The organism is Streptomyces sp. NPDC006283 (assembly GCF_040613325.1).
Taxonomy (GTDB): Bacteria; Actinomycetota; Actinomycetes; order Streptomycetales; family Streptomycetaceae; genus Streptomyces.
In genome coordinates this window covers 25,735-43,210 of record NZ_JBEXRZ010000019.1, presented here as the reverse complement: position 1 = coordinate 43,210, position 17,476 = coordinate 25,735, and the positions used below count along the sequence as shown (strand labels likewise).

General features: G+C 69.8%; 20 protein-coding genes. 14 read left to right on the top strand and 6 right to left on the bottom strand.

Translation table 11 applies throughout. The features are described from left to right. Positions 1 to 34 precede the first annotated feature (34 nt). Together ABZ070_RS06920 and meaB are read left to right on the top strand one after the other, a co-directional pair. Positions 35 to 1,237, top strand: a complete 1,203-nt coding sequence (locus ABZ070_RS06920) for an acetyl-CoA C-acetyltransferase (protein ID WP_356630742.1) — start codon at positions 35 to 37, stop codon at positions 1,235 to 1,237. Between the two features lie 25 nt (positions 1,238 to 1,262). Then, entirely contained in the window at positions 1,263 to 2,219 is a 957-nt protein-coding gene (gene meaB, locus ABZ070_RS06915; RefSeq protein ID WP_356630740.1) for a methylmalonyl Co-A mutase-associated GTPase MeaB, read from the top strand. A gap of 336 nt (positions 2,220 to 2,555) precedes the next feature. Here meaB and ABZ070_RS06910 read toward each other — a convergent pair whose 3' ends face one another. Next, the gene (locus ABZ070_RS06910) at positions 2,556 to 3,173 is read right to left on the bottom strand and encodes a PepSY domain-containing protein (protein WP_356630738.1); all 618 of its coding nucleotides are present in this window, start codon (positions 3,171 to 3,173) and stop codon (positions 2,556 to 2,558) included. Positions 3,174 to 3,292: 119 nt separating this feature from the next. On the opposite strand from ABZ070_RS06910, the gene ABZ070_RS06905 reads away from it, so the two are divergent. From ABZ070_RS06905 to ABZ070_RS06895, 3 genes are read left to right on the top strand one after another with little or no spacing between them, the layout of a single operon-like run. After that, entirely contained in the window at positions 3,293 to 3,958 is a 666-nt protein-coding gene (locus ABZ070_RS06905; protein ID WP_356630736.1) for a response regulator transcription factor, read from the top strand. Next, positions 3,955 to 5,376: a HAMP domain-containing sensor histidine kinase gene (locus tag ABZ070_RS06900; RefSeq protein WP_356630734.1), complete on the top strand. Its 1,422-nt coding sequence runs from the start codon at positions 3,955 to 3,957 to the stop codon at positions 5,374 to 5,376. Before ABZ070_RS06905 ends, ABZ070_RS06900 begins: the two co-directional genes overlap by 4 nt. Positions 5,377 to 5,406: 30 nt before the next feature. Beyond that, on the top strand, positions 5,407 to 5,529 hold the full coding sequence (locus tag ABZ070_RS06895; protein ID WP_356630732.1) for a hypothetical protein: 123 nt from the start codon (positions 5,407 to 5,409) through the stop codon (positions 5,527 to 5,529). A gap of 81 nt (positions 5,530 to 5,610) precedes the next feature. On the opposite strand, the gene ABZ070_RS06890 is transcribed toward ABZ070_RS06895, so the two are convergent. The 4 genes from ABZ070_RS06890 to ABZ070_RS06875 form a co-directional block, all read right to left on the bottom strand. After that, positions 5,611 to 6,087, bottom strand: coding sequence for a MarR family transcriptional regulator (locus tag ABZ070_RS06890; protein ID WP_356630730.1), 477 nt, complete (start codon positions 6,085 to 6,087; stop codon positions 5,611 to 5,613). 123 nt (positions 6,088 to 6,210) lie between these two features. Further along, positions 6,211 to 6,993 carry an AIM24 family protein gene (locus ABZ070_RS06885; protein ID WP_356630728.1) on the bottom strand — a complete coding sequence of 261 codons (783 nt, stop codon included), beginning with the start codon at positions 6,991 to 6,993 and terminating at the stop codon, positions 6,211 to 6,213. Further along, the gene (locus ABZ070_RS06880; RefSeq protein WP_356630726.1) at positions 6,990 to 7,640 is read right to left on the bottom strand and encodes an AIM24 family protein; all 651 of its coding nucleotides are present in this window, start codon (positions 7,638 to 7,640) and stop codon (positions 6,990 to 6,992) included. The genes ABZ070_RS06885 and ABZ070_RS06880 overlap by 4 nt, the downstream gene beginning before the upstream one ends. Continuing rightward, entirely contained in the window at positions 7,640 to 8,272 is a 633-nt protein-coding gene (locus ABZ070_RS06875) for an AIM24 family protein (RefSeq protein ID WP_356630770.1), read from the bottom strand. The genes ABZ070_RS06880 and ABZ070_RS06875 overlap by 1 nt, the downstream gene beginning before the upstream one ends. Positions 8,273 to 8,443: 171 nt before the next feature. On the opposite strand from ABZ070_RS06875, the gene ABZ070_RS06870 reads away from it, so the two are divergent. The 5 genes from ABZ070_RS06870 (at position 8,444) to ABZ070_RS06850 (ending at position 12,125) form a co-directional block, all read left to right on the top strand. Next, positions 8,444 to 8,788, top strand: coding sequence for a DUF3817 domain-containing protein (locus tag ABZ070_RS06870; RefSeq protein WP_159687063.1), 345 nt, complete (start codon positions 8,444 to 8,446; stop codon positions 8,786 to 8,788). After that, positions 8,785 to 9,078, top strand: a complete 294-nt coding sequence (locus tag ABZ070_RS06865) for an MTH1187 family thiamine-binding protein (RefSeq protein ID WP_356630724.1) — start codon at positions 8,785 to 8,787, stop codon at positions 9,076 to 9,078. The genes ABZ070_RS06870 and ABZ070_RS06865 overlap by 4 nt, the downstream gene beginning before the upstream one ends. A gap of 342 nt (positions 9,079 to 9,420) precedes the next feature. Then, positions 9,421 to 9,930: a MarR family transcriptional regulator gene (locus ABZ070_RS06860; protein WP_356630722.1), complete on the top strand. Its 510-nt coding sequence runs from the start codon at positions 9,421 to 9,423 to the stop codon at positions 9,928 to 9,930. A gap of 52 nt (positions 9,931 to 9,982) precedes the next feature. Continuing rightward, positions 9,983 to 10,312 (top strand): DUF3817 domain-containing protein, encoded by a 330-nt coding sequence (locus tag ABZ070_RS06855; protein ID WP_356630720.1) that lies wholly within the window; start codon positions 9,983 to 9,985, stop codon positions 10,310 to 10,312. 112 nt (positions 10,313 to 10,424) lie between these two features. Beyond that, the gene (locus tag ABZ070_RS06850; protein WP_356630718.1) at positions 10,425 to 12,125 is read left to right on the top strand and encodes a methylmalonyl-CoA mutase family protein; all 1,701 of its coding nucleotides are present in this window, start codon (positions 10,425 to 10,427) and stop codon (positions 12,123 to 12,125) included. A gap of 29 nt (positions 12,126 to 12,154) precedes the next feature. Here the strand turns inward: ABZ070_RS06850 and ABZ070_RS06845 are convergent, their stop codons facing one another. Beyond that, a complete protein-coding gene (locus ABZ070_RS06845) occupies positions 12,155 to 12,811 on the bottom strand; it encodes a TetR/AcrR family transcriptional regulator (protein ID WP_356630716.1) in 657 nt (218 codons plus the stop codon). Between the two features lie 192 nt (positions 12,812 to 13,003). On the opposite strand from ABZ070_RS06845, the gene ABZ070_RS06840 reads away from it, so the two are divergent. The 4 genes from ABZ070_RS06840 to ABZ070_RS06825 all read left to right on the top strand — a co-directional run bounded on the left by ABZ070_RS06840 (position 13,004) and on the right by ABZ070_RS06825 (position 17,288). After that, complete coding sequence (locus ABZ070_RS06840; protein ID WP_356630714.1) at positions 13,004 to 13,975, top strand: tetratricopeptide repeat protein; 972 nt, start codon at positions 13,004 to 13,006, stop codon at positions 13,973 to 13,975. 716 nt (positions 13,976 to 14,691) lie between these two features. After that, positions 14,692 to 15,345: a DUF6230 family protein gene (locus ABZ070_RS06835; RefSeq protein ID WP_356630712.1), complete on the top strand. Its 654-nt coding sequence runs from the start codon at positions 14,692 to 14,694 to the stop codon at positions 15,343 to 15,345. A 97-nt stretch (positions 15,346 to 15,442) separates the two neighbouring features. Continuing rightward, the gene (locus ABZ070_RS06830; protein WP_356630710.1) at positions 15,443 to 16,009 is read left to right on the top strand and encodes a DUF6114 domain-containing protein; all 567 of its coding nucleotides are present in this window, start codon (positions 15,443 to 15,445) and stop codon (positions 16,007 to 16,009) included. A gap of 1 nt (position 16,010) precedes the next feature. Beyond that, a complete protein-coding gene (locus ABZ070_RS06825; protein ID WP_356630708.1) occupies positions 16,011 to 17,288 on the top strand; it encodes a hypothetical protein in 1,278 nt (425 codons plus the stop codon). Positions 17,289 to 17,476: the final 188 nt, after the last annotated feature.

The window sequence follows — 17,476 nt, the reverse complement described above, 5'->3', positions numbered from 1 at the left end:
ACTCCTCAGCTGCGGCTGAAAGGGGATCGTCCTCATGTCAGGAACGACCGGTAACACCTCCGTGATCGTCGCGGGCGCCCGCACGCCCATGGGCCGCCTGCTCGGCTCACTCAAGTCCTTCTCCGGCGCCGACCTCGGCGGTTTCGCCATCAAGGCCGCGCTCGACCGGGCCGGGATCGGCGGCGATCAGGTGCAGTACGTGATCATGGGCCAGGTGCTCCAGGCCGGGGCGGGGCAGATCCCGGCGCGCCAGGCCGCGGTCAAGGGCGGCATCCCCATGAACGTCCCCGCGCTCACCATCAACAAGGTCTGTCTGTCCGGTCTCGACGCCATCGCGCTCGCCGACCAGCTGATCCGCGCCGGCGAGTTCGACGTGGTCGTCGCCGGAGGCCAGGAGTCCATGACCAACGCGCCGCACCTGCTGCCGAAGTCGCGCGAGGGCTACAAGTACGGCGCGATCGAGATGCTCGACGCCATGGCGTACGACGGCCTGACCGACTCCTTCGAGAACGTCGCCATGGGCGAGTCGACGGAGAAGCACAACACCCGCCTCGGCATCCCGCGCGACGTCCAGGACGAGATCGCCGCGCTGTCCCACCAGCGGGCCGCGGCCGCGCAGAAGAACGGCCTCTTCGAGGCGGAGATCACGCCCGTCGAGATCCCGCAGCGCAAGGGCGACCCGATCCTCTTCTCCAAGGACGAGGGCATCCGCGCCGAGACGACCGCCGAGTCGCTCGGCAAGCTGCGTCCCGCGTTCTCCAAGGACGGCACGATCACCGCCGGCACCTCCTCCCAGATCTCCGACGGCGCCGCCGCCGTCGTCGTGATGAGCAAGGCCAAGGCGGAGGAGCTGGGCCTCGACTGGATCGCCGAGATCGGTGCCCACGGCAATGTGGCCGGACCGGACAACTCGCTGCAGTCGCAGCCGTCCAACGCCATACAGCACGCCCTGAAGAAGGAGGGTCTCGGCGTCGAGGACCTGGACCTCATCGAGATCAACGAGGCCTTCGCGGCGGTTGCCCACCAGTCAATGAAGGACCTGGGCGTTACCCCGGAAAAGGTGAACGTGAACGGCGGCGCGATCGCGCTCGGCCACCCGATCGGCATGTCCGGCGCGCGTGTGGTGCTGCACTTGGCGCTGGAGCTCAAGCGCCGCGGCGGCGGCGTGGGCGCGGCGGCGCTGTGCGGTGGCGGCGGTCAGGGCGACGCGCTGATCGTCCGCGTCCCGGGCAAGTAGTTCTGAAGAGAATCGGAGCAGCACGATGGTGGACGTCCCCCAACTGGTCGCCCAGGCACGTGAGGGCAAGCCACGGGCCGTGGCCCGGCTGATCTCACTCGTCGAGGGGGCGTCCCCGCAGCTCCGGGAGGTCATGGCGGCGCTCGCCCCGCTGACCGGCGGGGCGTACGTGGTCGGCCTCACCGGGTCGCCGGGCGTCGGCAAGTCCACCTCCACCTCCGCGCTCGTCTCCGCCTACCGCAAGGCCGGCAAGCGGGTCGGCGTCCTGGCCGTCGACCCGTCCTCGCCCTTCTCGGGCGGAGCGCTGCTCGGCGACCGGGTCCGTATGTCGGAGCACGCCTCCGACCCCGGCGTCTACATCCGCTCCATGGCCACCCGCGGCCACCTCGGCGGCCTGGCCTGGGCCGCGCCGCAGGCGATCCGCGTCCTGGACGCGGCCGGCTGCGACGTGGTCCTGGTCGAGACCGTGGGCGTCGGCCAGTCGGAGGTGGAGATCGCTTCCCAGGCCGACACCTCCGTGGTGCTCCTGGCGCCCGGCATGGGCGACGGCATCCAGGCGGCGAAGGCGGGCATCCTCGAGATCGGCGACGTGTACGTCGTGAACAAGGCCGACCGGGACGGCGCCGACGCGACGGCCAGGGAGCTCAACCACATGCTGGGCCTCGGCGAGTCCCGCGGGCCGGGCGACTGGCGCCCGCCGATCGTCAAGACGGTCGCGGCGCGGGGCGAGGGCGTCGACGAGGTCGTCGAGGCGCTCGAGAAGCACCGGGCGTGGATGGAGGAGCACGGCGTCCTCGCGGAACGCCGGGTGCGGCGGGCGGCGACGGAGGTCGAGACGATCGCGGTCACGGCCCTGCGCGAACGCATCGCGGACCTTCACGGAGACCGGCGCCTGGGCTCGCTGGCGGAACGCATCGTGGCGGGCGAGCTGGATCCGTACCGGGCGGCGGACGAACTGGTGACGGGCCTGACGGAGTCGTAGCCGGACGGGGGCGTCGCGCCTCTCGCGCCGACGGGGTTGGGGTGTGGCGGTCTTGTCGGGGCTCTGCCCCGAGGCCTGCGCCTCAATCGCCGGCGGGGCTGGAGGTGCCCCCGGCCGTCCGGCGGGATGGAGTTGGCCCGTTGGTGGCTTCGAGCCGTGGCCCGCGTCGGGGCTCTGCCCCGAGGCCCGCGCCTCAATCGCCCGGGGCTGGGGCGTGGCGGCCTGGTCGGGGCTCTGTCCCGTGCCTCAGGGGCCGGGGCTGGAGGTGCCCCCGGCCCCGGGTGCGAAGCGCGCTGCGGGGGCCGGGGCTTGCCCCGGTTCGGGGAGGGCTCCGCCTCAGTCGTCGGAGGCGTCGGTGTCCGACGACACGTCGCCCGTCTTCGCGTCGACCTTCACCTCGGTCTCGTCGTGGCCCTTGCGGCTCTGGAGTTCGACCTCCCAGTGGTCGGCGCCGTCGCCCTCGTCGTCGAAGTCGACCGATGTCACCGTCGCGCCCGGGTGGGACTTCAGCGCCGCCTCTGCCGCCTGTCGTGCGTCCACTTCCGCGGCCCGCAGCGCGGCACCGTCCTCGTCCCGGTCGTCGTCATCGTCGTCGTCGGCAGCCCGCACCGCGCCGGTCTTCGCGTCGACCTTCAGTTCGTGCTCACGGTCGTTCGTGCCGACCACGGACACCTCCCAGTGCCCCTTCTCGTCGTCGTCGAGGTCCACGGAATCCACGGTGCCCGGCGTGTGCTTCAGCGCGGCGGCCACCGCCTCGGCCGCCGTGACGGGGCCGGCGGGCGCAGCCGCCCGGTCGTCGTCCGGGGCGTCGTCGCGGTCGTCGTCCCGGTCCCTGTCCTGCACCGAGACCGGCGTCGCGGACGCGCCGTCGTCCGCCACTGCCACCGCCGTGTACGTTCCGCCGCCGACCAGCAGCGCCGCCGCGACGGTCGCGATGACAAGGTTGCGCTTCATGGGGGTTCCTCCCGAGGTGTTCGCTTCAACAGCAACGGGACCACTCTTGCCGCGCCATGCTGAACCCAGCCTGAAGCCACCTGAAGAGATCTTCAGCCGCGGTTTGCGACCCTGACCCCATGAGGTTGTTGATCGTGGAGGACGAGAAGCGGCTCGCACTGTCCCTCGCCGCCGGACTGACCGCAGAGGGATACGCGGTGGACGTCGTCCACGACGGGCTCGAAGGGCTGCACCGTGCCGCCGAAGGCGTCCACGACCTCGTCGTGCTCGACATCATGCTCCCCGGCATGAACGGCTACCGCGTCTGCGCGGCCCTGCGCGCCGCCGGACATGACATGCCGATCCTGATGCTGACCGCCAAGGACGGGGAGTACGACGAGGCAGAAGGTCTCGACACCGGTGCCGACGACTACCTGACCAAGCCCTTCTCCTACGTCGTCCTCGTCGCCCGGATCAAGGCCCTGCTGCGTCGCCGGGGCCGGTCCGGCGGCTCGCCGGTGCTGGCGGTCGGCGACATGCGGGTGGACACGGCGGCGCGGCGCGTCTTCTGCGGGGAGGACGAAGTGACGCTGACGTCAAAGGAGTTCTCGGTGCTGGAGCAGCTCGCGACCCGCGCCGGCGAGGTGGTCGGCAAACCCGAGATCCTGGAGCACGTCTGGGACTTCGCCTACGAGGGCGACCCGAACATCGTCGAGGTCTACATCAGCGTCCTGCGCCGCAAGCTCGGCGCGGGCCGCATCCAGACCGTGCGCGGAGCGGGGTACCGGCTGGTGGCCGCGTCATGAGGTCCGTGCGGGCGAGGGCCGCGATCGGAGCCACTCTCGTCGTGGCGGTCGCGCTGATCGCCGCCGGCGCCGCCGTCCTGCTGTCGCTGCGGGCGAACCTCATCGACCAGACCGATCTGCAGGCCGAGGTGGTGGCGCGCGAGGTGGCGGCACAGATCGCCGTCGACGTGCCGGTCGACCGGCTGGACCTGCCGGACGACGAGGAACGGCCCGTGCAGGTCGTCGCGGAGGACGGGCGGGTCGTCGCGGTCAGCGAGAACCTCGAGGCGATCTCCGGGACGTCGAGCGGCCAGGTCGCCCCCCGGTCGCCCGCACCCGCCCCGACCGGCGACGACGACGATGAAGAGGACGACCCGGGCCGCGGCGAAGTCTCGTCCGACGACCCCCGATTCCGTTCGGGCAGCGCCACCGTCGACGGTGAGAGCGCCGACTACAGGTTCGCCACCGTCGAGGCGACGTCGGGCGCCGCGCGTACGTACACCGTCCACGCCGGTGCGCCGCTGGCCACCGAGCAGGACGCGGTCGGAACGGTCCGCGACGCCATGCTCGTCGGCCTGCCGTTGCTGCTCGCCGTGGTCGGCGGCGTGACCTGGCTGGTGACCCGTCGCGCGCTGCGGCCCGTCGAGGGCATCCGCAGCGAAATGGCGGCCATCACCCGCTCCGAGGACCTCTCCCGCCGGGTCCCGGAGCCCGCGTCGCGGGACGAAGTGGCACGGCTCGCACGGACGACCAACGAGACGCTGGCCGCACTGGAGGCCTCCGTGGAGCGCCAGCGGCGGTTCGTCGCGGACGCCTCGCACGAGCTGCGCAGCCCCATCGCCTCGCTCCGCACACAGCTCGAAGTGGGTGCGGCCCACCCCGACCTGCTGGACGTGCCGGGGGCGGTGGAGGACACCGTGCGGCTGCAGCAGCTGGCCGCCGACCTGCTGCTGCTGGCCCGTCTGGACGCGGGGGAGCGACCGGGTGCGACCCCGGTGGATCCGGCGGGCCTGCTCCGCGAGGAGGTGGCCCAGCGCGCGGGCGACCGGATCCCGGTCGAGGTGACGGCGGCGGACGGGCTCGAAGTGACCGGTTCACGCAATCAGTTGGCCCGGGTGGTGGGCAACCTGCTCGACAACGCGCAGCGGCACGCGGCCACTTCGGTCACCGCCTCCGTACGGTCGGAAGCCGGCCGGATCGTGCTGGCCGTCGCCGACGACGGTTCTGGCGTGCCGGAGCAGGAACGCGAGCGGATCTTCGAACGGTTCGTACGACTCGACGACGCCCGCAGTCGCGACGAGGGCGGTGCCGGCCTGGGCCTGGCGATCGCCCGCGACGTGGCGCGCCGCCACGGCGGCACTCTCACGGTGGCCCGCTCGGCCTCCGGCGGGGCGCTGTTCGAGCTGACTCTGCCCGAGGCGCCGCCGGAAGGGGCCTAGCTAGGAGCCGTTCTCCGCGCCCACCGGCCGGTGCTGCTCACCGGGCGCTCCTGGTCGGGGTCGGCGCTGGTCCGGACGGTGGAGCTCAGCACGGACAACAGCCAGGGCTACCTGTTCGACGCGGTCGTGCGGCACCCCGTCACCGTGGTGTGACGGGGGCCGTACCCCGCGGCCCCATGGGCCTGGTGGCATCGGGCCGGGCGGCTGGGGCCGAAGGGCAGCTCGGGAGCGGACTCAGAGCTTGCCGCGGCGGCCGCGCAGATGCTCGGCGACCGGAGTCAGCGACTCCCGCAGATCGGCGAGCGCCTCCGGGGTCAGCAGGTCGATGAAGTGCTTGCGCACGGAGGCGACGTGGTGTGGGGCGACCTTCTGCATGGTGGCGACGCCCTCGTCCGTCAGCACGGCGTACAGTCCGCGCCGGTCGGACTCGCAGTTCTCCCGCCGGACGAGCCCGGCGCTCTCCATACGGGTGACCTGGTGCGAGAGGCGGCTCTTGGACTGCAGCGTGGCAGCAGCGAGGTCGCTCATCCGCATCCGCCGGTCCGCGGACTCGGAGAGGTTGACCAGGATCTCGTAGTCGTTGTTGGTCAGGCCGAACGGCTGGAGGTCCTTCTCGAGCTGGTGCATCAGCAGCTTGTTGACTTCCAGATGCGTGCGCCAGGTGCACTGCTCGTCATCGGTAAGCCAGCGAGTGGCCGTCTCGGTCTCCATATATGGATTCTACCTAAGAAGTTGAAAAGCGGACGAAGTCGGGGGGTGTGACGCCTGGCACCCCGCGCACCAGGGGGTGCACAGGGGCGCAGACGTTCGACGTCACACTCCGCAGACTACCGCTCACAGCCCGAAGCGACGCTGGAGGTCCCCGAGCTGGCCGGGAAGGCGCGGTGAGGATCCGTGCTGGCCGGCGCCTCCGGCGGGCCCGTGCCCGCCCGGAACGCCCGGCTCCGCACCGACCAGTCCGGTGGACTGTTCCGGCATGAGCACCTCGGTCGACTGCAGCAGTACCGTGCCGGCGCCGACGAACTCGAACTGGTGCTCCTCGCCCGACGCCCCGCCGATCCCGGTCAGCGCCCGCACCCCGCCCATGACGCCCGTCATATACCCGTGGTCGTAGTGGTGGCAGGGTGAGGGGCAGTCCGCCCAGCCCACCAGGGCCTGCGGATCCACCCGGATCGGCGGCTCCATGAAGACCACGGGGCCGTTGGACGCGGCGACGAACTTGCCCGTTCCGATGAGGGTCAGAAAGCCCGGCACGATCGACTGCTTGAGCGCCAGCGTGGGCTGGTACGCCAGCAGATTGCCGGCCCGGATCGTGAGATTCCCGTCATCGAGGTCGAACGAGTTCACGTCGAAGGCCCGGTCCGCGAGCAGCATCTTGCCGCTGCCCTCCGCCACCACCCAGTCGCTCGCGTGCAGCGGTGAGTGGAACGAGGTCCGCAGCAGCCGGTCGAGACGGCCGTGGCCGATTCCGTTGAAGTCGATGCGCCCGTAGTAGGCGATCATCTTGCCCTTCTGCAGGAACCACTGGGAGCCCTTGAGTTCCACGCAGAAGGTGTACGCGTTGACGTTGTCGTCGCTGGGCAGCGTCGTCGGGTCGAAAATCGTGGGCGTGCTCACAGCTTCTCCTCCGACGCCTGGACGTACACCGCACCGCTGCCGCTGAGCTCCAGCTGGAACGCCTCGCCGGAGCCGCGCCCCACCATGTCGCGCCAGCCGAGCGCCGTGGACAGCTTGTTCCGTACGTCACCGTGGTGGGCGACGTACGCCTGCGGGTCCACATGGACCGGCCGCGAGGGGGTGATCGGCAGCTCGATCACTCCGCCGTGTGCCATCACCGCGACCGCGCCGTGTCCCTTGAGGGTCGTGGTGAACAGGCCCTGGCCCGTCACCTGACCGCGCACCATGCCCATGACCCCGCCCTGGGACCCCATGAACATCGTGCCCTGCTGCAAGGTCCCGTCGAAGGCCAGCAGTCGGTCGGCCTCCACGTAGAGGGTGTCGCCGGTGAGCTGGACCACCTGGATGTGGTGGCCGCCGTGGCCGAACATCACCGTGCCGTTGCCCTCGACGGTCATCAGTGGCGTCGCCTCGTTCGCCACGCGGCGGCCGATCATCGACGCCAGCCCGCCCTGGCCTCCGGTGATGCTGGGCGTGAAGCTGACCTCGCCCTTGTACGCGAGCATGGCGCCGCGCTGGCTGAACATCTTCTGGCCGGGGACCACGGTCGCCTCGACCATTTTGGAGTTGATCTCGCGGAAAGGCATCAGACGTCCCCTCCGACGGTGTTGCGCTCACTCGGCTGCACGTAGACCAGCCCGTCGCCCTCGAAGCGGATCTGGAACGCCTCGCCGCCGCCCTCACCCAGGAAGGTGCGGAACGTCACCCCGGACTGGAAGTCCTGACGCAGGCTGCCCTGGTGGGCGATGTACGCGCCGGGGTCGACGGAGAGCGGGTACTGGGGCGTCACCCGCAGCGCCACCGCCGTCCCGTGCGACATGATCGCCGCCTGGCCGGTGCCCTCGACGGTGGTCGTGAACAGACCGTTGCCCGTCGCGCCCCCGCGCAGCCCGGTGAAGGTGGTGCCGGTGCGCAGCCCGCCGTCGGTGCACAGCAGGTTGCTCGACTCGACGTAGAGCTTGTCACCGTGCAGTTGCACGAGGCTGATCTCGCTCGCACGGTCGGCGAAGTAGCAGGTGCCCTGCCCCTTCACCTCCATCATGGTCATCTGCTCGCCGGTGAGCCTGCGGGTGACCATCCCGCGGATGCCCTCACCGCCGCCGGTCATCTTCTTGAAGGCCATCTGGCCGTCGTACGCGACCATCGACCCGTTCTTCGCTTTGACGGCGTCGCCGGTCATGTCGACCGCGAGCACTTTGCTCCCCTGGAGCCGGAACATTGCCACGGGCCGACGTTATCCGGTGATTCCGGCTCCGAACAGCGTTCTCGGGGAGGATCCGGACCCTGACAAAGAGTTCGCAAAGTGGCCTGCCACAATGGTCCGCGAGCTTGTGCATGTGTTCACAAGATCCATGCCCCCTGCCCATCCCCTCACCACCGAAGGTGACCCGTGGACATCAAGACCGCCTCCTCCCTGCACCGCCTGCGCCTCGTCTCCGCGCCGGAGGCAGTTTCCTTCCTCCTGCTGCTCGTCTGCTCGGTGCTCAAGCGCACCACGGACTTCAACGCGGTCCCGGTCATGGGTGCGATCCACGGTCTGCTCTTCGTCCTGTACGTGCTCTTCTGGCTGGACGCCTGGAACCGCACCAAGTGGGACCTGAAGACCGCGGCCCTGTACTTCGTCCTCTCGGTCCTCCCCTTCGGTGGCTTCTTCGCCGAGCGCAAGCTCAAGCGCGAGGCCGACGACGCCGTCATCGCCTCCCGCGCCCGCCGCGAGAACGTGGTGGACGCGTGATCGTCGCCTTCTCCGTCACGCCCCTCGGGGTCGGCGAGGACGTGGGCGAGTACGTCGCCGACGCCGTCCGTGTCGTACGCGAGTCCGGACTCCCCAACCGCACCGACGCGATGTTCACCTCGGTCGAAGGTGAGTGGGAGGAAGTGATGGACGTGGTCAGGCGCGCCGTCGCCGCCGTGGAGGCCCGCGCCCCGCGTGTGTCCCTCGTCCTCAAGGCGGACATCAGGCCCGGGGTCATGGACGGCCTGACCTCCAAGGTCGACACGGTCGAACGTCACCTGAGCGCCTGAGCGCCTGAGCCCGGCGGGCTCGCCCGTGAACCCCGGGTCGGTGCGCTTGAGGCTGTAGGGCCCAGCCAGATCCTGAAGGAGCGTGAGCTCTGCCTTCCCCCCGCGTACCGGTCGGGAGTGGCGCTACGTACGGCCGGAAGGCTGGAGAAGAGGCCGCGACCGCAGGCGCAGGACGCGCCGGCGGCCGCGGCCGGATCCATAAGGCCGAAGACCGGTTGCATGGGCATGACGGCAGAGCCCGGCACGGTACGTGCGGCGGCCGGACTGTCCGATGAAACGGTTGAAGGACCGAAGTGCGAGACAGGGCTGACCAGCATGTGACCAGTCGGTAAGGTCGATGCCGTGCCGAAGCCGCTCAGCCTCCCCTTCGACCCCATCGCCCGTGCCGATGACCTCTGGCAGCAGCGATGGGGACCCGTGCCCTCGATGGCAGCGATCACCTCGATCATGCGCGCGCACCAGATTCTGCTCGCCGAGGTCGACGCCGTCGTCAAGCCGTACGGACTGACCTTCGCCCGCTACGAGGCGCTGGTCCTGCTCACCTTCTCCAAGGCGGGTGAGCTGCCGATGTCCAAGATCGGCGAACGGCTGATGGTGCACCCGACCTCGGTGACGAACACCGTGGACCGACTCGTGAAGTCCGGTCTCGTTGCCAAGCGCCCCAATCCGAACGACGGCCGCGGCACGCTCGCCTCCATCACGGAGAAGGGCCGGGAAGTCGTGGAGGCGGCCACGCACGACCTGATGGCGATGGACTTCGGCCTCGGTGCGTACGACGCGGAGGAGTGCGCGGAGATCTTCGCGATGCTGCGCCCGCTGCGGGTCGCGGCGGCGGATTTCAAGGAGAAGTAGGACACGCGCCCCGCAGGAAGATCGCCCCTGGCGCCCGGTTACGCTCGATGCCATGAAAGCGAATGTGCTCATCCGTTACCGGGTGATGGCGTACGTCACCGCCGTCTGGCTGCTCGTCTTCACGGCGGCGATCATCGCCAAGTACGGATTCGACACCGGCGACACCATGCTGATCTCGCAGATCCACGGTGTGCTCTTCATCGTCTACGTCGTCTTCGCCTTCGATCTGGGCTCCAAGGCGAAGTGGCCGTTCGGCAGGCTGCTGTGGGTGCTGGCCGCCGGCTGCATCCCGTTCGCCTCGTTCTTCGTCGAGCCGAAGGTCACGTGCGAGGCGCGGGCGCTGATCACGGACAGCGCGACCCCGGCGACGGCCGACGCGTAGGACGCGAAAGCGCGCGGGGCGCGGGAGCGCGCAGGACACGAAAGCGTCGCGAGTGCGGCTCGCGGCGCTTTGCCATCGACATTTACTAGGACGTCCTAGTAAATTCGAGTGTATGGACGCTGACGCGATCGAGGAAGGCCGCCGACGCTGGCAGGCCCGGTACGACAAGGCCCGCAAGCGGGACGCAGACTTCACCACGCTCTCGGGCGACCCCGTCGAGCCGGTCTACGGCCCGCGGCCCGGGGACCACTACGAGGGCTTCGAGCGCATCGGATGGCCCGGTGAGTACCCCTTCACCCGCGGGCTGCACCCGACGGGCTACCGGGGGCGCACCTGGACCATCCGCCAGTTCGCCGGCTTCGGCAACGCCGAGCAGACCAACGAGCGCTACAAGATGATCCTGGCCGCCGGTGGCGGCGGGCTCTCCGTGGCCTTCGACATGCCGACCCTCATGGGCCGCGACTCCGACGACCCCCGTTCGCTCGGAGAGGTCGGCCACTGCGGTGTCGCCATCGACTCCGCCGCCGACATGGAGGTCCTGTTCAAGGACATCCCCCTCGGCGACGTGACGACCTCGATGACGATCTCCGGCCCGGCCGTGCCGGTCTTCTGCATGTACCTGGTCGCCGCCGAGCGCCAGGGCGTCGACCCGGCCGTGCTCAACGGCACGCTGCAGACCGACATCTTCAAGGAGTACATCGCGCAGAAGGAGTGGCTCTTCCAGCCCGAGCCCCATCTGCGCCTCATCGGCGACCTGATGGAGCACTGCGCCGCCGGCATCCCCGCGTACAAGCCGCTGTCGGTCTCCGGCTACCACATCCGTGAGGCGGGCGCGACGGCCGCGCAGGAGCTCGCGTACACCCTCGCCGACGGCTTCGGCTACGTCGAGCTGGGCCTGTCACGCGGCCTCGACGTCGACACCTTCGCGCCCGGGCTGTCCTTCTTCTTCGACGCGCACCTCGACTTCTTCGAGGAGATCGCCAAGTTCCGCGCCGCGCGCCGGATCTGGGCCCGCTGGATGAAGGAGGTGTACGGGGCGAAGACCGACAAGGCCCAGTGGCTGCGCTTCCACACCCAGACCGCCGGCGTCTCGCTGACCGCCCAGCAGCCGTACAACAACGTCGTGCGCACAGCGGTCGAGGCGCTGTCCGCGGTCCTCGGCGGCACCAACTCCCTGCACACCAACGCCCTCGACGAGACCCTCGCCCTGCCGAGCGAGCAGGCCGCCGAGATCGCGCTGCGCACGCAGCAGGTGCTGATGGAGGAGACCGGCGTCGCCAACGTGGCCGACCCGCTGGGCGGTTCGTGGTACGTCGAGCAACTCACCGACCGCATCGAGGCCGACGCCGAGAAGATCTTCGAGCAGATCAAGGAACGCGGCCGCCGCGCCCACCCGGACGGCACGCACCCCATCGGCCCCATCACCTCCGGCATCCTGCGCGGCATCGAGGACGGCTGGTTCACCGGCGAGATCGCCGAGTCGGCCTTCCGCTACCAGCAGTCCCTGGAGAAGGGCGACAAGAAGGTCGTCGGCGTCAACGTCGCCACCGGCTCGGTCACCGGCGACCTGGAGATCCTACGGGTCAGCCACGAGGTCGAGCGCGAGCAGGTGCGCGTGCTGGCCGACCGCAAGGCGGGCCGTGACGACGCGCTCGTACGGTCCTCGCTGGACAAGATGCTCGCCGCCGCGCGCGACGGCTCCAACATGATCGGCCCGATGCTCGACGCCGTACGGGCGGAGGCCACCTTGGGCGAGATCTGCGACGCACTGCGCGACGAGTGGGGCATCTACACGGAGCCGCCCGGCTTCTAGCGCCCGGACAGGGCCGAGTGCCCCTCCCGTCAGGTGGACAGGGAGCCGAGCCCCGACACCAGCAGGACGGTGAAGCGGCGCGCCCACTCGGCGTCCACCGGCTCCGCGCTGACCAGCGCACGGTGGACCACGGCGCCCGCGACCACATCGAAGATCAGGTCCGTGTTGCGGGCTGCCGCGTCGGGGTCGTCCTCGTACGGCAGCTCGCCACGGGCCTGAGCGCGTTCCCGGCCCTGGACGACCAGCCGCTTCTGCCGGTCGACGATGGCCGAGCGGATCCGGTCCCGCAGCGCCTCGTCCCGGGTGGACTCCGCGACGACGCCCATCAGTGCGGTCTTGGTCTCCGGGAGCTGCAGCAGCTCGGCGAACTGCAGGACCACGCCCTCCACATCGGCGGCGAGACTCCCTCGGTCGGGGAGCTCCAGTGCGTCGAAGAGGACGGCGACGGCGTCGACGACAAGTTCGTTCTTGCTCGCCCAGCGCCGGTACAGCGTGGTCTTGGCCACGCCCGCGCGCGTGGCCACGTCCCCCATCGTCAGCTTCGACCAGCCCAGCTCCACGAGGGAGGCGCGGGTCGCCTCCAGGATCGCTGCGTCGGCCTCGACGCTGCGGGGGCGCCCGGTGCGTCCGGTACGCCCCGAATGCTGAGCTTTGGGGTGGGTGCTGCTGGGCATGGACGCGACCATACCCGCCAGTAAGTAGAAAAGCGGCTGTGAGGCAGCTCACCGGAAAATCCCTCACACCACCGGCCCTGCGCAGATACGCTACGACCTGTAGCGAAAGCCATGACCGGCTCGTCGCGACAGCCACAAGGCGCCGAGGTGGGGACCCGGCGCCGACTTTTTCACATGGGCGCGCGGAAGGGGGAGGATGTACGCATGCAGCCTAGGAACATGTCCATGAGCGGCGTCGTCGACCTCGCCGCGGTGAAGGCGGCCAACGAGGCCAAGGCGAAGGCGGAGCAGGCGCGGGCCGAAGCCGCCCGACAGGGCGGCGGCGGTGCGGTGTCCCCCGCCGGCCTGGTGATCGACACGGACGAAGCCGGATTCGAGCGCGACGTACTGCAGCGCTCCACCGAGGTGCCCGTCGTCATCGACTTCTGGGCCGAGTGGTGCGAGCCGTGCAAGCAGCTCGGCCCCCTGCTGGAGCGCCTCGCCACGGAGTACAACGGCCGTTTCGTCCTCGCCAAGGTCGACGTCGACGCCAACCAGATGCTGATGCAGCAGTTCGGGATCCAAGGCATCCCCGCGGTCTTCGCGGTGGTGGCCGGGCAGGCGCTGCCCCTCTTCCAGGGCGCGGCCCCGGAGGCGCAGATCCGCCAGACGCTGGATCAGCTGGTGCAGGTGGCCGAGGAGCGCTTCGGACTGACCGGCATCGCGGTCGACCCGGACGCGTCGGGTGAGACCGCAGAGGCCCAGCCCGTGCCGGCCGGCCCGTACGACGCACTGCTCGAAGCGGCCGTCCAGGCCCTGGACGCGGGCGACTTCGGCGGCGCCGTCCAGGCGTACCGGAACGTCCTCTCCGACGACCCGGGCAACACGGAGGCGAAGCTCGGCCTCGCGCAGGCCGAACTGCTGCGCCGTGTGCAGGACATGGATCAGCAGAAGGTCCGCCGGCAGGCGGCCGAGAACCCCGCCGACGTCACCGCGCAGACGGCCGCCGCCGACCTGGATCTGGTGGGCGGCCATGTCGAGGACGCTTTCGGCCGGCTCGTCGAGACCGTGCGGCGCACGGCGGGCGACGAGCGGGACGCCGCGCGGGTGCGGCTGCTGGAGCTCTTCGAGGTCGTCGGCCTGGACGACCCGAGGGTGACGGCGGCGCGCCAGGCGCTGGCGCGAGTGCTCTTCTGAGTCCTTGACGGCACCTCACCGAGCCCTCCACGACGCCTCATGAACCCCTCGCGGACGCCTCATTGACAGCGGTTCTGACAAGGGTGTCCTGAAAGTCTCCTTCTGACGGAATACGGCGGTGGCGCTGACGCGGCGTCACCGCCGTTTTGGCGACACAGTGACAAAATGCCGACTGTCTTTGCCAAAACTTGGTAAACGCGGCGAGGGTTACTCGGAGTACAACAAGGCGCAGGTTGTGTCCGCTTATTGGCGCCTATCTCCCCTTCTGGAGCCGCGATCGGCGGCACCCTGCGTGCTCGCCCGACATCGCGCCGTCGTGGCCCGGTTATCAGGCCGTTACTAGCCAGTAACGAACCCCCTTGTGTCTCGGCCAGGAATGGACAACGATCGGCGACGCTCGGTCCGATACCGCACCAGCCCGGCTTCCAGCCGCGCCGCGGTCCATCGGGTCCCCACCGGGCCGACCGGCGGCAGTGGCGCCGGTCGCGGACAGGGGGGTTCCTGCCACAGAACGGCAGGGCCTGTCCGGCAGGTTGTGCGTGATGAGTCAGGCGCGACCAGTGGTTGTCGCTCGGGGGTGATCGCCGGTGTTTTTCGGACGCACAGCGCGCCTGAAAGTACAGGCGCTCTCCTTCCCGAGGACGTAGCACTTCTCCCATCCCAGGACGGGCCCGAGGGTCCGGACCGGAGATGTACGTCCGAGAAGGAGGAAAGTCATGGAGTCTATGGCTCGCGGTGGAACCAGATGGAAGCGGTTCGCCCTGGTCATGGTGCCGAGCGTGGCCGCGACGGCCGCGATAGGCGTCGGTCTGGCACAGGGGGCGCTCGCTGCGTCCTTCGCTGTGTCGGGCCAGGAGTTCAAGGTCAAGGCCGGTCACCTCGAGGGTTACGGGTTCGCGCAGTACGGCGGCCTGAACGAGGGCTACGAGAGCCCCACCAGTGACAAGATGGTCAAGCGCCCGGTCGCCATCTCGGCGTTCGACCGCGCCACGATCAACGACATGTGTCAGTCGGTCGTCACGAACGTGCCGGGCTTCGGCAAGATCACGATGAAGCTGAGGGCCGGCGAGGGCGCCTCCGAGGTCAAGGCCAAGAACCTCTACCTGGACGTGGCCGACCTCGAGGGCGACGCCACGTTCACGAACATCGACATCGGCGTGGCGGCCAAGGACACCGACCCCCGGCGTGGGGGCAAGGGTCCGGCCGTCAAGGACAAGATCCTGCCGAACAGTTTCGCTCAGCAGGCCGAGAAGGCTGTCCTCACGGGCGTCAAGCAGAAGGCGTGGGCGACCACCGCCGGCACCTTCACGCTGGGCGGTCTGAAGATGGAACTGCACCAGGGCGACGGCCCCAAGGTCGAGTGCTACTGACGGTCATCCCGTCCGGGCGGGCGGGTGAAACTCTGGCAGCTTCGCCCGCCCGTCTCTCTCTTCACACAGCAACGCCAGTACCAGGGAGCTGTTTTCCATGAGCGCCGAGACCGCAGTGTCCCAGGGACGGGACGAGCACGGCATTCGCGTCCTCCGGCGGAACTTCCGCAGCTGGCGGGGGCAGCGGCCCTTCTGGGCGGGCCTGTTCACCCTCCTGGGCGGAATCCCCATCGCCTATTTCCCGTACGCGTCGTTGCAACTCGGCCATATGACGTTGTCCATGGCGACGACGGCCGGAGCCGGCTCTCTGATCATCGGCGTACTGCTGGTCACTCTGGGGCTCACGATGTGGTTCCAGGCAGTTGCCAGGGTTTTCGCGGGCATCGCCGCGATCCTTCTGGCACTGGTCTCCATTCCCATCGCCAACCTGGGCGGCTTCATCGTCGGCTTCCTGCTCTCGCTCGTCGGCGGCGCGCTGGCGCTGTCGTGGGTCCCCGTCAAGAAGGCCCCGGAGCCCGTGGCGGCCACGGCCGAGCGGACGGAGCACCTGGATCCTGCGGGCGACGTGGATGCCCACGCCGTACCGGAGCAGTGGGACGGCCACGGCACGGACACGCACGAGACATCCATCGAAGGCAACGGCGGGAGGAACAGTGCCGGGTGACGTGACACCACCGCTGACCGCGGACGCGGGCGGCGGCGGCTCGCGGGAGAGAAAAGGGCCGCGTCACGCCGCCCCGAGGAAGTCCCTGCTGGCCAAGATGCAGCTGCCTGCGAGCAAGGCGATAGCCCTGGCCGCGATGCCCACCGCCGTGTTCGTCGGTATGGGTCTCACCCCCAAGCTCGCCCTGGCCGACGACAAGGAGATCCCGTTCGCGCCGGGCCCGTGTGTGACCCGCTCGGACGAGCCGTCCGAGTCCGAGTCGCCGTCCGCGTCGGAGTCGGCGAAGCCGTCCGAATCGGCCAAGCCGGAGCCGACGCCGAGCGCCACGTCAGGATCCGGCGACGAGTCGCAGGAGCCGAAGCCGGCCGAGAGCCCGTCCGCCTCCGCGGCGGGTGAGGCGCCGAAGGCACCCGCGCCGGAGCCGTCGGCGAGCGAGACGAAGAACCCGCTGGACCCGCTGGGCGTGGGCGAGAAGGTCAAGGACTTCGTCGACGGAGTCGGCGACGCGCTCACGGGAGAGGCGTCCGAAACGCCGTCACCGAGCGAGACGGCGACGAAGCCGGCCGAGGAGCCGTCGGAGCAGCCTTCCGAGGCGCCTGCGGACAAGCCGGCCGAGAAGCCGGCCGAGAAGCCCGCCGAGACGGTCGACGAGACCGTCGACAAGACCAAGGAAGCGATCAAGGACGCGGCGGACAAGGCCGGCGCCAAGGTCGAAGAGCTGGACGAGGACGTCAAGGGACTCGACCCCAAGAAGGACGAGGACATCCCGGACGGCGCCAAGCCGCACTTCCCGTGCCCGACGGCGGACCCGGAGGCGCTGGCCGCCGCCGAACTCGAGCCGGGCATCCCGCTGCTGCCGGACGACCCGTGGATCCTCGAGAGCACGAGGCTCGACCTGACAGGGCTGGACTACCACGGCATCGTCGAGGTGAAGACCGGCAGCGGCAAGATCAAGAAGGTCCTGAAGTTCACCGCGACGGGCGTGAAGATCAAGGACTTGCACCAGATCGTGGTCGGCCCGAACGGTACGACCGCGCATGTCGAGGCGCGCAAGGGCTCCACGTCGGAGATCACCAACGGCACCGTGACGATGTACACGGAGGAGCTGAAGGGCAACCTCTTCGGCATCATCCCGATCACGTTCAGCCCGGAGACCCCGCCACCGCTGAACGTCCCGGTCGCGATGTTCACCAACGTGAAGGTCACCCAGGCCGGCCAGTTCGGCGGGACGCTGACGGTCCCCGGCCTGCACAACTACTTCACCGGCGGCAACGCCTGACCTGGACCACCGGGAGCCGCGAAAAGGGCTGTGGGCCGCACCCGTTCAGGGGGGTGCGGCCCACAGTCGTTTCGTGGCGTCGACGAGGACAGCAGCCGGCTTGTGACCCGGCGCCCCTTCCCTGGCCGTACGTGTCGAAATTGTGATCGTGGTGCGAATGCCTGTGCCAAATTCCCCTACTCTTCGGC

Bases quoted from the DNA above. Each gene is read 5' to 3' on its own strand.
- ABZ070_RS06920 (WP_356630742.1), top strand. From the start codon at position 35: ATGTCAGGAACGACCGGTAACACCTCCGTGATCGTCGCGGGCGCCCGC.
- meaB (WP_356630740.1), top strand. From the start codon at position 1,263: ATGGTGGACGTCCCCCAACTGGTCGCCCAGGCACGTGAGGGCAAGCCA.
- ABZ070_RS06910 (WP_356630738.1), bottom strand. From the start codon at position 3,173: ATGAAGCGCAACCTTGTCATCGCGACCGTCGCGGCGGCGCTGCTGGTC.
- ABZ070_RS06905 (WP_356630736.1), top strand. From the start codon at position 3,293: ATGAGGTTGTTGATCGTGGAGGACGAGAAGCGGCTCGCACTGTCCCTC.
- ABZ070_RS06900 (WP_356630734.1), top strand. From the start codon at position 3,955: ATGAGGTCCGTGCGGGCGAGGGCCGCGATCGGAGCCACTCTCGTCGTG.
- ABZ070_RS06890 (WP_356630730.1), bottom strand. From the start codon at position 6,087: ATGGAGACCGAGACGGCCACTCGCTGGCTTACCGATGACGAGCAGTGC.
- ABZ070_RS06880 (WP_356630726.1), bottom strand. From the start codon at position 7,640: ATGCCTTTCCGCGAGATCAACTCCAAAATGGTCGAGGCGACCGTGGTC.
- ABZ070_RS06875 (WP_356630770.1), bottom strand. From the start codon at position 8,272: ATGTTCCGGCTCCAGGGGAGCAAAGTGCTCGCGGTCGACATGACCGGC.
- ABZ070_RS06855 (WP_356630720.1), top strand. From the start codon at position 9,983: ATGAAAGCGAATGTGCTCATCCGTTACCGGGTGATGGCGTACGTCACC.
- ABZ070_RS06850 (WP_356630718.1), top strand. From the start codon at position 10,425: ATGGACGCTGACGCGATCGAGGAAGGCCGCCGACGCTGGCAGGCCCGG.
- ABZ070_RS06845 (WP_356630716.1), bottom strand. From the start codon at position 12,811: ATGGTCGCGTCCATGCCCAGCAGCACCCACCCCAAAGCTCAGCATTCG.
- ABZ070_RS06840 (WP_356630714.1), top strand. From the start codon at position 13,004: ATGCAGCCTAGGAACATGTCCATGAGCGGCGTCGTCGACCTCGCCGCG.
- ABZ070_RS06835 (WP_356630712.1), top strand. From the start codon at position 14,692: ATGGAGTCTATGGCTCGCGGTGGAACCAGATGGAAGCGGTTCGCCCTG.
- ABZ070_RS06830 (WP_356630710.1), top strand. From the start codon at position 15,443: ATGAGCGCCGAGACCGCAGTGTCCCAGGGACGGGACGAGCACGGCATT.